Source organism: Streptomyces flavofungini (assembly GCF_030388665.1).
GTDB classification, from domain to species: Bacteria; Actinomycetota; Actinomycetes; order Streptomycetales; family Streptomycetaceae; genus Streptomyces; species Streptomyces flavofungini_A.
The window spans coordinates 97876-113998 of sequence record NZ_CP128847.1; the positions used below are offsets into that span (position 1 = coordinate 97876).

Below are 16123 nucleotides of genomic sequence, written 5' to 3' on the forward strand. Positions count from 1 at the left end.
CGTGAGCAAGACGAAAGACCGCGCCGCCGGACCCGTCACGAACGGTATTCCGCTCCAGGGCCTGGCCGGGCCGGTCACACCCCCACGGGTGTCCGCCCGCCGGCGTAGGCCCGGACTGATCGCGCTGTCTCTGGCGCTGATCGCCGCGGGCGGCGCGGGCGTGGTGGTCCTGGTCACGCAGAGCGGCGACCGGACCGAGGTGGTCACCGTGACCCGCGACGTCCAGGTCGGCGAGGTCATCACGGAGGCCGACCTGGGACGTGCGTCCATGGCCCTGGACCCGGCGGTCAAGGCCGTGCATGCCGATGACCTTGGTTCCGTGGTCGGCAAGCGGGCCGCGGTGCAGCTGCGCCCCGGATCGCTGCTCGCCCCTTCACAGGTGACCTCCCGCACCCTCGTCAACGCCGGTGAACAGGTCGTGCCGATCGGGCTCAAGCCCGAACAGGTGCCTGCCACGGCGCTGACTCCGGGCCAGAAGGTGCGTCTGGTGCACGTCCCGGCCCAGGGCGAGGACATGCCGTCGAAGGAGGACTCGACTCCGGAATCGGTGGCCGCCCGGGTCGTCAAGGCGGGCAAGGCCGCGCCGGGCACCGGCGTGGTCGTTGTCGACGTCGCAGCGCCGGACGAGGACGCTGCGCGCCTGGCCGCGTGGGTCTCCTCGGAGACCGTACGGCTCGTCCTCGACGCGCCGGGCGGCCGGCGGTGAGTGTGATCGCGCTGGCCGGGTGCAGCGGCGCGCCGGGAGTGACGACGAGCGCGCTGGCGCTGCTGCTGTCCTGGCCGCTGCAGCCGGGCCGCAAGCTGGTGTTGGCCGAGTGCGACCCGGACGGCAGCGGCGTGCTCTACGGGCTGCTGCAGGGCACCGTCGGTGACCGGTACGGGCTGCGGAATCTGTCCGTGGCCTCCCGCAAGGGCGAGCTGGTCGAGGCGTTCTGGCGCCAGCTCATCGACGTGAGCGCCGAGGACGGAAAGCAGGAATCGCCGCGGGATCGTCTGGTCCTGCCCGGGGTGACCGATCCCGCCCAGTGGGCCGGGCTCGCCCCGGCTTGGGAGGACCTGTCGAAGCTGTTCACCGGGGTCGGCAATCAACCCGCGCAGGCCCACGACGTGCTGATCGATCTCGGCCGCAGCGGCGCGTTCGGCCCTTCGGCGGTGCTGGCACAGCGCGCGGACGCCCTCGTCGTCGTGGTCCGCAACACGATGCGTTCCGTGCAGGCGGCGCAGACGCGTGTGGAGGCCCTGGAGGAGAAGGTCGGCAACATCGGCGTGCTGATGATCGACGAAGGCCCGTACCCCGCAGGAGAAGTGCAGCGCCTGCTGAGGGTCCCCGTCGTGGCCACCCTGCCCCACGCGCCGCGCGAGGCTCGGGTGCTGTCGGACGGTGCCGAACAGCCCCGGAACTTCACGAAGTCGGCGCTGATGAAGGCGGCCCGCTCGGCGAGCACGGTGCTGGAGCAGCGGGCCGCGCTGCGCCGCGCCCGCCTGGCGCCCCGCTACGCCGGGCCGCCCGGAGGGGAGATGTCCCATGCAGGGTAGGCCGGTTCACGCCGACCCGACAGTGCGCCCGCAGGCAGGCGGGCACCCGCTCAGCCAGCGGCTCCAGGCACAGGGCCGCCCGCACGCCGGGTACGGGTCGGCGACGAGTACACCCGCCCCCGACAGCGCGGTGCCGCAGGCCACCGTCGACCACCGGGTGGCCCAGCACATCAAGTCCCAGGTCGCCAAGCAGCGCGAGGAACTCCTCAAGGCCGACCCGACGCTGGATCGGGCCGGCGAGGAGCAGCGCTGCCTGGGCTGGATCAACGAGGCGGTGGCGCTGTGGTCGAACGCCGCGGCCGCCGAGCGCGGCGTGAGCCCGACCGCGGCCGAGGACAACGCGCTGCGGCGCGCGGTCTATGACCTTCTCTTCCGCGCGGGGCGCCTGCAGCCCTATCTGGATGACCCGCGGGTCGAGGACATCTTCATCAACGGCCCCGATGACGTGTGGCTCGACTACGGCGACGGCGAGCGCCGCAGGGTCGGCGCGATCGCCGACTCCGAGGAGGAGCTCCTGGAGATGCTGCGCGAGCTCGCCCGCGACTCCGGACACGGCGAGCGGACCATCTCCACGGCGAACCCGCTGCTCGCGCTCTCGCTGAAGGACGGCTCCCGGCTGCAGGCCATCACGGACGTCAGCCCGACCACGTACGCCGTGATCCGCCGCCACCGGGTCCAGAACGCAGACCTCCAGGGCATGATCGACCTCGGCGCGATCGACCCGATACTGGCCGAGTTCCTGCGGGCCTGCGTGCGCGCCGAGAAGAACGTGATCATCGCGGGGAAGCAGAAGGCCGGCAAGACCTCGCTGATGCGCTCCTTGCTCAGAGAGCTCGACCCCGACGAGCGTTTTGCCACCATTCAGACCGAGGACGAGCTGTTCGCCCACAGCAACGGCTACCACCGCCAGGCCATCTCCCTGGTAGCCCGCGAGGGCAACGGGGAAGTGGGCGCGGGCGGGCGCAGCGCCGGCGAGGTCAGCCTCCTGGACCTGATGCACCCGGCGCTGCGCATGTCGCTGGAGCGGATGGTCGTCGGAGAGGTCCGCGGACCCGAAGTCGTCGCGATGATGCAGGCGTTGACCAACGGCGCGGGCGGCAACCTGTGCACCATCCACGCCCGCCGCCCCGACATCGTCTTCGACCGGATCGCCGAGCTGTACGCGCTCGCCCAGAGCAACCTCTCCGAGCAACTCGCCTACCGGCAGATCGCCAACGGCCTGGACTTCGTCGTGTTCGTCTCGATGATCGACGAGACGAAGATCGGAGGGCGTCGGCACCGGTTCGTCTCCCACATCGTGGAGATCACCGGAGTGGCGGAGTCCGGCCGCCCGGCCACCAACGACATCTTCGCCCCCAACCGAGCACTCGGCGAGGAGCGGGCCGTGCCCACCGGCACGCACCCCGAATGCATCGACGAACTGCGCCGCGTCGGCTTCAACTCCGAGCTGCTGCAGCACCCTTATGGGGCGTGGGCGCAGCCGCTGCCGCTGAAGGTGGTGAGCACGTGACGATGCTGGGGGCCCTGCTCAGCGGGATGACGCTGACGGCAGGACTGACCGCCCTGGTCTGGGGCCTCGTGGGCACCACCGAGCCGAAACAGGACCGGCACACCGGCTGGCACGGTCAGGGTGTACGCGAGTGGTTCGCCGGCCCGCAGGAGAGGCGGATGCGGCGCCGCACACAGGCCGGTGCGGCCGCTGTCCTGTGGCTGGGCATCTGGCTCGTGACCGGAAACTTCGTCGCGGGCCTCCTGATCGGCGTGTCCGTCCTCGGCGTGCCGTGGCTGCTCGCCCCAGTGGCGGCCACGAAGTCCCGCATCCAGCAGCTCGAGGCCCTCAGTGAATGGACCCAGCGGCTGGCCGGACTGCTGCGCCTGGGCATGGGCCTGGAGCAGGCGATGATCACCAGCCGTAAGGGCGCCCCCGACGCGCTCGCCGAGCAGATCTCCACGCTTGCCGACCGGCTGACCATGGGATGGCGGCCCGAGGAGGCCCTGCGGGCGTTCGGCGATGACCTCGACGACATCACTGCCGACAAAATCGTGGCCGCGCTCATCCTGTCGGTCGCCGACCGCGGCCCCGGGCTGGCCCAGGCCCTGGAAGACCTCGCCGCCACCGTCCGCGCCGAAGTCGCCAGGAAACGCGACACCGAAGCTGACCGGGAGAAGCCCCGCACCACCATGCGCTGGATGACTCTGATCACCCTCGCCGTGGTCGTGGCCGGATTCTTCGTCCCCTCCTACACCGCCCCCTACTCCACTCTCCTGGGCCAGCTGGTGCTCGCGATGCTCATGGCCGGGTTCATCGGCACCCTCGCACTGATGCGCCACCTCGCCCACTACCGGCGCATCCCGCGCTTCCTCAGCCGCGACCCGCGCAGCACCGTCCGCCTGCCCACCCCAGCCGTGGTGCCCGAGCACGAGACGGCGGTCGCCCGATGAACGTGATGCCCATGGTCCTCACCGGCGCTGCCGTCGGCGGCGGCATCGCCCTGCTGACCCGCGAACTCCTGCGCCCTCAGCCCGCCTTGGACGCCGCTCTGCGCCGCACCGAGCAGAGCAGCCTCACCGCACTGCCCGAGCCGGACCTGGACCGCGACGAGGTATGGGGCCGCTGGCTGCTGGCCCGCCTCGGGCGCCTGCCAGGCGTGCGCATCCCGGCCCAGAGCCTCGCCCTGCTCGGCCAGGGGCCGGGCCGCTTCATGCTGCTCAAGACCGCGCTCGCCGCGCTCGGCCTGCTGTGCCCGGTCCTGGTGTCCATCCCCTGGATCCTGGCCGGCATCTCCCTGCCCTTCTACGTGCCCGCCCTGTTCGGACTGCTCGTGGCTGGACTGCTGTGGATCACACCGGACCTCTCCGTACGCGACCAGGCCAAACGCGCCCGCGAAGAGTTCGCCCACGCCATGGCCGCCTACCTCGAGCTGGTGGCCCTCAAGCGGGCCTCGGACGCCGGCCCCACCACCGCCCTGGAGAAAGCGGCCGACGTCGGCCGCGGCTGGCCCTTCGTCTACGTCCAAGGTGCCCTGCTGCGGGCTCGCCTGGAGAAGATCCCGCCCTGGCAGGCCCTGACCGACCTGCGCGACGAATACGACCTGCCCGTCCTGGGCGACATCGCCGAGATCATGCGCGGCTCCTCCACCGACGGCGCCGCCGTCTACAAGCAACTGCGCTCACGTGCAGCCGCTCTGAACCCCGAACTGCTCGCCGCCCAGGCCGCCGAGGCGAATGCCGCCAGCGAGAAGATGACCGCCCCCGGCGCGCTCCTCGCCGTGCAGGTGATGCTCCTGATGGCCTTCCCCGCGGTGATCCGCATGCTTACCACCTGACCCCCCTCTCTTGGAGCACGTCATGAAGTACACCGCTCACCACGCCTACCGACTGGTGCAGGAACTCACCGCCCACCTGGAGTCCCGCCTGGAGGAGATGAGAACGCACCCCGACCAGGGCGACATCAGCATCACCACCGTCATCATCTGGGTGGCCTCCGTGACCGGGGCCCTCGTCATCGCCGGGACCATCGCGGTGATCGTCGCCAAGTACAACGGCAAGCTGAACGGCATCTGATGCCCCGGCGTATACCGCAGCCCGCCGCCTGGGTGGCGCGCAGCCGGCCGTGGCGCGAGGACCGAGGAGATGCCTCCATCCAGATGGCGATCATCTACCCGTTCGTCCTGCTCGTCGCCGTCGCCGTCATCCAGGCCTCGATGTGGTACTACGCCCGTGAGATCGCGCTCACCGCAGCCCGCGAAGGACTCGGCGCGGCCCGTTCCTACAAGGCCGGGCCCGGCGACGGAGCCCAGCGCGCCCGCGAGGTCTTGGACCGCACGGCGGGCGACAGCCTGCGCGGGCCCAGTGTCTCCACGGCGGGCAGCACCGGCGAGCGCATCCGGATCCAGGTCTCGGGCACGGCCCAGTCGATGCTGCCGGGCGTCCCCGGGCTGCGCATCACGCAGTCGGCCTCGGGACCGGTGGAGCGTTGGACAGCGCCAGGGGAGTGAAGACGGTGTTCCACCAAGTCCGTTGCGCGCCGCGCGATGCCGGGAGCGCCGCGGTTGAAGCGGCGATCGTCCTTCCGGCGCTGCTCGTCTTCTTGTGCATGGCCATCGCCGGAGGCCGCCTCGTCATGTCGGGATCCAAAGTCGACGCGGCCGCGCAGGACGCCGCCCGCGAGGCCTCCATCCACCGCACCGTGGAGGCCGCCCAGGCCGCCGCACGCAGCGCGGCGACCGAGTCCCTGAACGATCAGGGCGTCACCTGTGCCAGCACCAGCGTGTCCGTCGACACCAGCGGCCTGAACGTGCCCATCGGCCAGGTCGCCACCGTCTCCGCGACCGTGCGCTGCACCGTCAACCTCTCCGACCTCCTGCTTCCCGGCGTCCCCGGAGCCCGCACGCAGGAAGCGACCGCCACCTCCGTCGTGGATCAGTACCGGCAGAGGGGCGGGCAATGACGCTCGCAACACCCCGCACCCGCCGCTTCGATGACCGCGGCGGCGTCACCGTCTTCGTGGCGATCTGCGTCCTCGCGCTGCTCAGTATCATCGGTCTCGCCGTCGACGGCGGCGGCAAGATGCGCGCCACCGAACGCGCCGACTACATCGCCACCGAAGCAGCCCGCGCAGGCGGACAGGCCATCGACCCGGCCCAGGCCGTGCCCGGCAAGACCATCACCGTCGACCCGCAGGCCGCCCAAGCAGCCGCCCAGGCATACCTGAACGCCGCCGACACCAACGGGACCGCCACCGTGTCCGCCGACGGCAAGACGCTGACCGTCACCACACACGGCACCTACGACACATCGTTCCTCTCCGCAGTGGGCATCGGCTCCCTGAACGTGACCGGCCACGGAAAGGCCAGCCTCCTCCACGGCGTCACCGCACCCGAAGGACCCTGAGATGAGCACCCCAGCCCCCACCGGCCGCACCCTCGCTGCCATCCTGCGGGGCCTCGCCAGCCTCGCCGTCCTGGCGGCCGCCGTCGCAGGCCTGCCGCTGCTGCTCATCCAGGTCACCCCCGTGGTGTGGGACACCAGCCACGACGACCTGAGCCACCTCGTGGACCGGCAGGACACCGGCGGCGCCTTCCTGCTCCTGCTCATCGCCATCGCCTGGATCGGCTGGGCACAATTCACCTTCTGCACCCTGCGTGAGATCCCCGCCCAACTCCGCGGCCGGACCTGGACGGCACCGCGCGGACTGGGTTCCTCCCAACGCCTGGCCTCGGTCCTCATCGGCAGCATCATCGTGCTCTTGCCCACCGGCACCGCCCTGGCCAACCCCGCCACCGCAGCCCCTACCGCCACCGCCACGCTCCACCCCCACCAAGCCCCACAGACACCCCAACCGGCCCCCACAGACCACACCGCGCCCACATCGGCCGACGACTCCGCGCCCACCTACACCGTCCGCGAGGTCCGCCCCGCAGAGAGCCTGTGGAGCATCGCTGAGGAGCAGCTTGGCGACGGCGAACTCTGGCGCGACATCGCTCAATTGAACGACGGCCGCACGATGGCCGACGGAACCACCTTCCACGCCAGCACCTTCCTGCAGCCAGGCTGGCAACTCCGGATGCCCGGCACCCTGAAACCCCAGAACAACACCCTCGCCACGCAAGGCGAACGCGCCCAGCAGGTCACCGTCCGCTCCGGCGATACCTTGTGGAAGATCGCCGAGGACGAGCTCGGCGACGGCACGCAGTACAAGGAGATCTTCGAGGAGAACCGGGGCGCACCTCAGCCCGGCGGCACCACGCTGACTGATCCGGACGACATCCGCGCGGGCCTGGAACTGGACATTCCTCACCCCACGGCCCCCGCCGCCCCCCAGGGGCCTGCCGACAAGGCGAAGCCAGACGCCGAGCCGCCCCGCAGCGGTGACCGGGACGAGGCCGAACGCGACTTCGCACCGGGCGAGAAGGGAGGAGCCCCGAAGGCTCCGAAGGAGGAGCACGAGGCCCACGACCGTGGACAGCAGCCGCCGCCCACGAAGCCCGACACGTCCAAGCCCAAGCCCAAGGAATCGGCTGCTCCGCCGCCCGCCTCCACACCCACAAGTCCGGCCCCCACGCCACCCACCGCCCCGACGGAGACGAAGGCACCGCCGGAGACGACCACGTCCGCCGAGTCGGACGACCCGGCCCTCGGCGTACGCGAGGTGGCCGGGATCGGGATGCTGCTCGCGGGCTGCCTGATCTCCGCTGTCGGCATCAAACGCCTGCTGCAGCGCCGCCGCCGGCGCCCGGGCGAGACCATCGCTATGCCCGCCGAACCGGCCCGCCTGGAGGAGGTCCTCGAGGCGAGCAGCGAACCGGGCAGCACCGACCTGCTCGACCGCGCGCTGCGCACCCTGGCCCACCACGCCCGCCAGCAGAACACGGCCCTGCCCAGCGTGCGCGGTGCGCGGGTCACCTCCCGAACCGTCGAACTCCTCCCTGACACCGACATGACGGAGCCCTTGGCCCCGTTCACCGCGGCTGCCGTCGGGCGGTGGACTCTGGACGAGTCGCACACCCTCCTGACCGCCGACCAGGCCCGTCAGGTGCCCGCCCCCTATCCAGGACTGGTCACCCTGGGCGCCGAACCGGACGGCAGCCACCTGCTCCTCAACCTGCCCGCGCGCGTCCTGCTCCTCGACGGTGACGACGACGCTGTCCGCGACACGGCACGCGCCATCGCCCTGGAAGCCGCCACCAGTACCTGGAGCGATCACGCCGAGATCCTCACCATCGGTCTGGGTACCGAACTGCCCGCTCTGCTGCCACAGGGCCGCCTGCGCGTCGTGCCGCACCTGCGCGCCGCCCAGAGCGACCTGGGCGAGCTCCTGCTGGAACACCACCAGGGCGGCTACGACAGCGAGGACCAACCGGAACCGCTGCCCTGGCTGCTGATCTGCTCCGCCGAGGCCACCCCAGACGACGCCCGCCACCTGGCCGACGCTCTCGCCGCCTCCCGGGACCTCCCCGTCGCGCTCGTGCTCCCCGCCAAGGGCGCCCGCGAGGCCTTCCCCGACGCCGTACGCCTGACGGCCGGCAAGGACGCGCCGCAGCGCCTTAACCTCCTGGAAAGCGACCTCGTCGTGCAGTCCCTGACCGAGGAGGACTACCGCGCCTTCCTCGAGGTCCTGCAGACCGCCGAGGAGCCGCCCCACCCGGCTGAGGGCCCCTGGCAGCTCGTGCCGCCCAGCGTGCTCGATACCCCGATCGGGCCGGACCGTCCTGCGTCAGAGCCGCACTTCGCCCGCCTGTCGGCTGTTCCTTCCGCGGATACCGAGGTCCCGTTCACGGCGCTGACCGCATCGGCCACCCCCAGCAGCACCTCGCCCGGATCCGTGCCCGCCTTCACCTCGATCGCGGCGCGCACCAGCCCGGAGCCCGACCTCCGCAGCACTGCCGAGGACCCCGTCGAGCCCGCCGGCGAGACCGCCGAACCCGCCGCCCCGGCAGAAGAGCCCGGCGAGCCGGCAGATGAACAGGCCCCGGAGATCCAGGTGCTCGGGCCGGTCACCGTCACCGGCATCCAGGCCTCCGGCCACGGCTTCAAACTCGCGCTGCTCGCCGCCCTCCTGCACTTCAAGGACGGCTGCACCATCGACACCGCCCGCGAGGCCATGGACCCCCGCAGCCCCTGGTCCAAGCAGACGCTGCAGGTGCGTATCTCCGAGCTCCGCAATCGCCTGGGCTCCGACGCGGACGGCATCCTCTACCTGCCCAAGACCCGCGCCGGAACCTACCGTCTGTCCCCCAAGGTCCGCAGCGACTGGCACCGCTTCCAGCAGCTCGCCGAACGCGGCCTCGCCAAGGGCCCCGGAGCCGGCATCGCCGACCTGGAGGCCGCGCTCGGACTCGTCCGCGGCCGGCCGTTCGGCGGCGCCGACCTCACCTGGGCCGCCGCCCGCATACAGGAGATGCTCGTCCGCATCACCGACGTCGCCCACACCCTGGCCACCTGGCACCGCAGCGCGCCCCGCCCCGACCTGGACGCCGCCCGCCGCGCCATCCGCATCGGCCTGGACGTCGACGACAGCGCCGAACTCCTCTACCAGGACTGGATGCTCATCGAGGACCAGGCGGACTCCCGCGCGGGAGTCCGCACCGCATACGAGACCCTCAGGGACATCAACAAGCGTCTCGACGTCGGAATGGAACCCGAAACGGAACGCGTCTACGACACGATCATGAGCCGCAGCGCCTCATAGGCGAAGGTGTAGGGTCCCAGATTCCGTGAGCGCTGTCGGCGGATCATGAGCACTGTCCGAGCAAATCCACGGTTCGGTGAGCAATGGATCGCGTGACCTGCGGTCTCTTCGAAGCATGCGGCCGCGAAGTCCGCGCTGGCCGGGCCGGATTGCTCATGATCCGCCGACGGATGCCGTCGTTGGCAGGGCTCACCGTCACCGACACCGCAGGTCAGGCGCTCGCGAGTGCTCACGAATCTGCGGACCCTACAGAAGGTGCCAAGCCTGCGCTTCGCCCCAGGCCCCCGGGACGGTAGTACACGAACGGCTCGGGACCGACGTGACGACCGTCAACGCAGCAGAGACAACACGAACCCGCCTTCTCGGCCAGCGGGCCGCGACCGTCCGCGAGGCGGCCGCGGAACCCACCGGCCCCGGGCCCGCCCTCCGGCCGGTCGGGGCTGCGCCTCGTCGAGCGGTTCCTTGGCTGACGGCGCCACGTCCGGGTGGCGGCGTGGCGCCGATGTGAAGCCCGGCCTCGATACGCGAACCAGTCATGTTTGCGAGCGGGAGCTTCTGCTCGGGAAACGTGCGCATTGTCCTCCTGCTTGACCTGCTGCGGCTTCCCCAGGAGTGCGGTTGAGCTGCAGGCATAGCGAGAAGATCGCGCGCCCTGGATCCTCCGCGCCTTGGGGGATACGCAGCGCGCCATGGAGTCCCTGTCGCAAACAGGTTCAGCCCTGACCGCTTCCCTTGACCCTCTTGTGCGGCCGCTGGTCCGCTGGGGCCGCCAGGCGATGGCAGCTGCCTGGCGAGAGGTGTGCGCACACCTGGTGCGCGCACGTTGAATCGTTCATATGGGGAGGGAACATGAGAGCCAGACGGCTCTGTACGACCGTCGCCGCCCTCGCACTTTTAGCCGGCGCCGGGGTGAGCGCGGCCACCGCAGACGATCCCGACGGCAGGTCATCGGTGACCGCGCGCACCGGCGGACAGGACCCGGCCGGGCCGGAGCTGGTGGCGGAGACCACGCCCGGCTCGGGCGAGGCGCAGCCCGCGCCGCAGAGTGAGGAGCCGCCGGCTTCGGAGGTCTGCGGGGAGCCGAACGCGGATGAGGAGGTCGCCTGCCTGACGCCGAAGCCGCCGAGCGAGATAGAGCTGCCGCCGGGACTCGTCCAGTCACCGCGGGCCGGTGTCGACCCGCCGTCCTGGTGCCCCACCGACGGCACGACCAAGGGCACCCGCACCCGGGTGTGCCGGACCGACGGCTGGACATTCTGGACGCGCAAGAAGGTCAACGGCCGCTGGGTGAAGACCGGCGAAACCGAAATGATCTTCCTGAACTACAGCTACGGCGACACCGGCCAGGGCCGGGTCGCTCACCAGATCGAGGTCTATGCCACCAAGGGCTGGGGCGACACCCTCAAGGCGAAGATCGGCGGCAAGGGAGCACCCAGTGCCTCGTGCAAGACCGAGAGCGCGAAGTTCCCCAGCCGAAAGCTCGTGCTGCACAAGTGGATGCTGGGCGAGTCGTTCTTCGACACCACCGCCACCGCGGCGGGAGCCAAGGGCACGTGCGGGACGGGCTGGACCATGAAGGCGACCAACCCTCCCTACAACGAGCTGGACTTCCCCAGTACCTTCAAGGAGTTCCGCTGCGACAATGCGACGTCGGGCCGTCCGCAGGTCGGATGCGCGGTCCCCTGGTACGCCTCCGACCTGAGGTACAGCAAGGCCCGCACCCCCGACCTCGCCCGCCATGTCACGCTCGCCCAGAACTCGGGCCTGCCCAAGCGGCTGCACCGCACCACCAAGCAGTCGGTCATCAAAAAGAACCGCGACCTGGCCTGTGACGACCGGCCCTCCGTGACCGGCAAGAGCTGCGACGAGTACCCCGTCGCCACCTCCAAGGAAGGCCTGAGCGCGGGCGGTAAACGCCGCACCTTCGCCGGCTGCTCCTACAGTGACATCCCCTCCGGCAGCGGCTCCAAGGGAGCCAGTGCCTGCGCCATCGCCAAGGGCGACAACAGCTCGCAGGGCGGCACCAATACCCAGTTCTACCGGGCCGAGCGCGTGCTGCAGGACGACCCGTTCGACGTCGTGATCGTCCCATGAGAGCCACGCTTACCGGGTAGGCCGGAACACGCTCCGCCCATCCGGTGAGCGCACTACCGTTCGGGGCGGGCCGGTGCGCACCGGCCCGCCCCGAACTTCCTCACCCGCACCCGTGCACGGTGCAGTTGGCCACCGTCAACCAGGAGGCATCACCATGACCGCCGTGACTGTGTACGTTCCGGAAGGCTCGTTCGGAGTGCTGGATCACGGCGAGATCCCCGCGCACACCGCGGACTGGTCCAACGGCTTCGTCGCCGTGATGGCCTCCGGGGCCCTGATCGCCACCGGTATCCACACCGGGCCCGTCCGCGTCCAGGCCATCACCAGCGCGGAGCCGCCGCCTGCACTGGGCGAGGACGATCCGGCGTGGGACGAGATCGTCGAAGTCACCGTGCAGGCCCCCGCCGGGCACCTGCAGGTGGAGTCCCTGCACACCGGAGCCATCGACGGCCTCCCGCCCTTGAGCCTCCATGGAAGCGGGCCCTACCGGCTCCGCGTCCACGCACGCGGACGCCACATCGGCCGCGACAAAGTACGCGACGAGCCCGTCGAGGACTACCTGCTGCTGACCTGGCCTGCAGGCACGGCCACCGAGGTCGAAATCCTGCGCTCCAGCGACGAGATCCGGCAGGCAATGCGGGCACCTGTTCCGCCACCGCAGCCTGCGGAAGCGCCCGATGACGCCGAGAGGCGCAACCAGATCGAGCGAGACCGGCTCCTGCGAGGCGGGAACGGACTCAGCTGAACCGATCTCCATGCGGCTGCCGGCGCGCCCTCACCCGTACGGACAAGCAAAACCTGCGGGTGCGCCGCGATCGAGGGACACCGCTAGTCGACCGAACGCCTCGCCGACACCGAGTGATTCACGGATCGGCCCCGACGTCGTTCAGCTATCCGGGGCCAGAGTGAGCCCCAAGGCGCCGATCTGCAGCAGCAATGTCTCGACGAACGAATCCGCAGAGAGGTCGTTGAAGAAGGCGTATCTGCCAACGCCTGGAAGGCACGCCTGATGAGCGCAACCGTCTCGCGCCCGGTAGAGGGTCATTCGAACCCAACAGGTCCGTGCGAGAAACGTGAGATGCCGAAGATTCGCACAGCACGGCGTGGCGACGGGAAGCATGTAGACCGTCTCGGCGATCTCGCCATGGGGTCTCGGCCTTCCCTCAGTCAGGAAGGCGAGCCGACCGCGCGGCTCATCGACGCGTATGGCGGCGAATTCCCTGTATCTCCTTTCGGGAAGGCGCGGGCCGTAGTGGCCGAGAGGGAGGCAGAGGGCTCCGTGTGCGGCCTAGCCCAAGTGGTGCCCCCGGCCCGTCTGATCCGGGAGTACGCCAATGAAGGGCGGCGTGCCCAGCGTGCCTTGTCCGTGTGGATGGCGGAGATCGACCTCCTCGCAGTCGACCTCGATGCTCGGGGGCAAGGAATCGGCAGCGCGCTCCTCGGCGAGGCCGAGAGGTGGCTGGAGAACCGGGGATGCCGGGTAGTCACAGCGAAGATCGCGCGCGGAGACTTCCAGGTGATGCGGTGGTACCGGCGGCGTGGATACTCCGTGGCAGCGCAGGGAGAGTCTTTCTGGGCGTGGGCCTCGGGAATCGACATCAAGTGCAATGACGGCGATGACGGCTACCACCTGGCGCTGAAAGGCCTCGGCGGCGTCTCGGTCCGGCGGGCTCAGATCGGAGAACGGACGTACCTGACCGTGGGAAGTCGGGAGTAATAGCCTCGCGCCAAGGCACAGGCTCCACGACGTGCATGGTCGTCCTCGGCCGCACCTCCGATGCCCGCACCAGCGCTGAGGCCCCAAACAGCGGGCCGTGTGCGTGCAGGAGCGGCGACCGGGGCGCGGCACCACGGCCGACGGCTGCGAGGGGCCGGAGAGGCCTGCTGACCACAAGTCACTCGTCCCGGTGGACCACGGCGCGCGCTCCGCTGAGTAGGTGTTTTTCAACTCTGGCCGTGAGGCCGAGACGGCTGGATGATCGGCGTTGTGGGGCCTGGCGGGACGGTCCGGCGGTACTGCCGGGAGTGTGGTGATCCGCTGCCGGTGATGATGGCGGCGGTCGCGGTGTTCTGCTCAGGTCGGTGCAGGTCGCGGCGGTGGCGGAGGATGCGGCGGACACGGTCGCGGGTGGCGGCGATCCAGCGGGGTGAGCAAGCTGTGTGTCCGGTTTGTGGGCGGTCGTGGACGGTGGGGGTGGAGCGGGCGAGGTCGGCGGTGTACTGCTCTGACCGGTGCCGGGTGCGGGCCTGCCGTCAGCGGCGGGCGTCGCGTTTTGGTGTTGCGGAAACGCCGTAGGCGAACGCCTCGCGAGCCTCCTTAACACCCCTTGTTTTTCATGGGAGTTGAGCTTTCAGGGCGGAAGCTTCCAGTGCTCCGGGCTCGCGCTCTGTCTACGCTGGGCGGGTCCACGCGAGGGTGGTCGGTGACCGGGGCCGGTGCCCTTTTCGACCGGTCGCATCCTGGGCGGCCGGGCCGGGCCCTGGTGAGGGCGGTGGTCGTCATGACCGAGGTGAAGGACCGGGTCGGGAACGTCACCCGGCAGCGTTACGAACAGCTCGTCGCGCAGGCCAAGGAACTGATCGCACAGGTCGCCCGCGCCCAGTTCTCCCTCGGCGACATGGCCTTGGAGATCGAGCCGATGCGCCCGGTGGGCGGGTCGATGCCCAACGGCACGGACGACCTGTTAACCGTCGCGGAGTCCTTGCAGATTTTCGCTGACGACATCGGCGTGGAGCGGAGCACGGTGGAGGACTGGCGCTACACCGCCAACCGGTGGCCCAAGGACAAGCGCAAGGAGGGGGTCTCCTTCACCGTTCACCGCATCCTGGCCTCGGTCGCGGACGAGGAGGAGCGGTGGGCGGCGATCGAGGACGCGCCGCTCAACCCGCGCACCGGAGCCCGGCAGTGGACGCCGGACGGCGCGAAGCGCGTGGTGGGTCAGCGGGTCGACCGCCCGGTGACGCTGGATGAGAAGGTCGCAGCCGTCGCCGACCTGACCCGCGATGACGAGGTTGCCGCCCAGGTCGCCACCGACCTGCTGAAGCGGCCCAAGGTGACCGAGCACGTCACCCCGGCCGAGAAGATGCGGGTGGTCGCCGAGTTGACCCGCGATGACGACACCGCCCAGGAGGTCACCCGCGACCTTCTGCGCCGTCCGGCGGTGGCCCGCTCGACGATGCGGGACGACACCACGCGGATGCTGGTGAACCGTGCCCAGTTCGACAACACCGCTGAGAGCCGCGAGGAGATCCGCGACCGTGTCCCGGCCGTCCGCAAGATCGAGCACACGCTGGAGTACGTCGATTTGGTGGGGTCGTGTCACGGCTTCGTGGCCACCCTGGGGAGGCTGGTCCCCAAGATGCGGGGCCAGCAGTTCACCGACGACGAGCGTGACACCGTGCGGCGTCAGCTGGCCCGGGTCCGCGCCGCGGCCGACTGGCTGGAGGGCGCCCTCGATCACGGCGAGTTCACCCTGGACGAGCAGCTCACCCAGCTGCTGAAGGGCGAGTAGGCCATGGGGCGCCGCCCGGCGGCGCGGCCACTGTCCGAGCATTACGGCGACCTGGTCCGCGTCGCGCTGATGGAAGCCAGACCGGCGGGCCTGCACACCTACCAGCTCATGTCCGCCACCCGCATCACCCGCTCCCAGGCCGCCCGGGGAATCCGCCACCTGCGCGACGTCGGGGCGGCCGAGCACCTCACCCCGATCATCTGGCGGCGCAAGGACGGCTACATGTTCTCCGACGACCCCGCGGACTGGATCGAATACGAGAAGAAGCAGCTGGCCCAGATCCTGGGACGGTTGACCCGGATGATCACGGGGACGCTCGACCCGCACCTGGCCCGCTACCCCGACGACGAGTGGGCCCAGCTGGTCACCGACCAGCTCACCGGCGTCCGCTCGACCCTGACCCAGCTCTCCAAGCCGTCCCGTTCCTGACCCTGGTCCTGTCATGCCGACCGCTGTCCGCCACCGGCCCCGCCGCTATCCCTCCGACACCACCATCGCCGAATGGGCCCTGCTCGAAGGCTTGTTGCCGGTCGAGGCCTGCCAGACCAAGACCGGCGGGCACCCTGAGAAGTGGCCCCGCCGGCAGATCGTGGACGCGATCCGCTACCTGGTCGACAACGGGGCAAAGTGGCGGGCCCTGCCTGCGGACTTCCCTCCCTGGCAGACCGTCTACGGCTTCTGTGCGCCGTGAGGCGCTTTGTTGTATCCCCGACTCAATCGGGAGGAATTTGGAGGGATATTCCTGGGTCGCCTGACTTACCTGGAGGCGAAAGCCGAAAGGGACCACAGC

General features: G+C 70.3%; 15 protein-coding genes and 1 pseudogene. All 16 read left to right on the forward strand.

What is annotated here, in order from left to right:
• Window position 1: 1 nt before the first annotated feature.
• Window positions 2-706: an SAF domain-containing protein gene (locus QUY26_RS40095; RefSeq protein ID WP_289956582.1), complete on the forward strand. Its 705-nt coding sequence runs from the start codon at window positions 2-4 to the stop codon at window positions 704-706.
• Window positions 703-1536, forward strand: a complete 834-nt coding sequence (locus QUY26_RS40100) for a hypothetical protein (protein WP_289956584.1) — start codon at window positions 703-705, stop codon at window positions 1534-1536. Before QUY26_RS40095 ends, QUY26_RS40100 begins: the two co-directional genes overlap by 4 nt.
• Complete coding sequence (locus tag QUY26_RS40105; RefSeq protein WP_289956586.1) at window positions 1526-3046, forward strand: CpaF family protein; 1521 nt, start codon at window positions 1526-1528, stop codon at window positions 3044-3046. The genes QUY26_RS40100 and QUY26_RS40105 overlap by 11 nt, the downstream gene beginning before the upstream one ends.
• Window positions 3043-3978, forward strand: coding sequence for a type II secretion system F family protein (locus tag QUY26_RS40110; protein ID WP_289956588.1), 936 nt, complete (start codon window positions 3043-3045; stop codon window positions 3976-3978). The genes QUY26_RS40105 and QUY26_RS40110 overlap by 4 nt, the downstream gene beginning before the upstream one ends.
• Window positions 3975-4862: a hypothetical protein gene (locus tag QUY26_RS40115; RefSeq protein ID WP_289956590.1), complete on the forward strand. Its 888-nt coding sequence runs from the start codon at window positions 3975-3977 to the stop codon at window positions 4860-4862. Before QUY26_RS40110 ends, QUY26_RS40115 begins: the two co-directional genes overlap by 4 nt.
• A gap of 22 nt (window positions 4863-4884) precedes the next feature.
• Window positions 4885-5100 (forward strand): hypothetical protein, encoded by a 216-nt coding sequence (locus QUY26_RS40120; RefSeq protein ID WP_289956592.1) that lies wholly within the window; start codon window positions 4885-4887, stop codon window positions 5098-5100.
• On the forward strand, window positions 5100-5534 hold the full coding sequence (locus tag QUY26_RS40125; RefSeq protein ID WP_289956594.1) for a TadE family protein: 435 nt from the start codon (window positions 5100-5102) through the stop codon (window positions 5532-5534). The genes QUY26_RS40120 and QUY26_RS40125 overlap by 1 nt, the downstream gene beginning before the upstream one ends.
• Window positions 5535-5539: 5 nt before the next feature.
• Window positions 5540-5986: a TadE family protein gene (locus QUY26_RS40130; RefSeq protein ID WP_289956595.1), complete on the forward strand. Its 447-nt coding sequence runs from the start codon at window positions 5540-5542 to the stop codon at window positions 5984-5986.
• A complete protein-coding gene (locus QUY26_RS40135) occupies window positions 5983-6429 on the forward strand; it encodes a TadE/TadG family type IV pilus assembly protein (RefSeq protein WP_289956596.1) in 447 nt (148 codons plus the stop codon). Before QUY26_RS40130 ends, QUY26_RS40135 begins: the two co-directional genes overlap by 4 nt.
• Window position 6430: 1 nt before the next feature.
• Entirely contained in the window at window positions 6431-9727 is a 3297-nt protein-coding gene (locus QUY26_RS40140) for a LysM peptidoglycan-binding domain-containing protein (RefSeq protein ID WP_289956598.1), read from the forward strand.
• An 849-nt stretch (window positions 9728-10576) separates the two neighbouring features.
• Complete coding sequence (locus QUY26_RS40145; RefSeq protein WP_289956600.1) at window positions 10577-11821, forward strand: NucA/NucB deoxyribonuclease domain-containing protein; 1245 nt, start codon at window positions 10577-10579, stop codon at window positions 11819-11821.
• 154 nt (window positions 11822-11975) lie between these two features.
• Window positions 11976-12566, forward strand: coding sequence for a hypothetical protein (locus tag QUY26_RS40150; protein WP_289956602.1), 591 nt, complete (start codon window positions 11976-11978; stop codon window positions 12564-12566).
• A gap of 333 nt (window positions 12567-12899) precedes the next feature.
• Window positions 12900-13538 (forward strand): GNAT family N-acetyltransferase, encoded by a 639-nt coding sequence (locus QUY26_RS40155; protein ID WP_289956604.1) that lies wholly within the window; start codon window positions 12900-12902, stop codon window positions 13536-13538.
• A gap of 784 nt (window positions 13539-14322) precedes the next feature.
• Window positions 14323-15333, forward strand: a complete 1011-nt coding sequence (locus QUY26_RS40160) for a DUF6192 family protein (protein WP_289956605.1) — start codon at window positions 14323-14325, stop codon at window positions 15331-15333.
• Between the two features lie 3 nt (window positions 15334-15336).
• Window positions 15337-15762, forward strand: coding sequence for a hypothetical protein (locus QUY26_RS40165; RefSeq protein WP_289956607.1), 426 nt, complete (start codon window positions 15337-15339; stop codon window positions 15760-15762).
• Between the two features lie 13 nt (window positions 15763-15775).
• Window positions 15776-16018 (forward strand): annotated as a pseudogene (locus QUY26_RS40170) (transposase); the annotation flags it as partial.
• Between the last annotated feature and the right edge of the window lie 105 nt (window positions 16019-16123).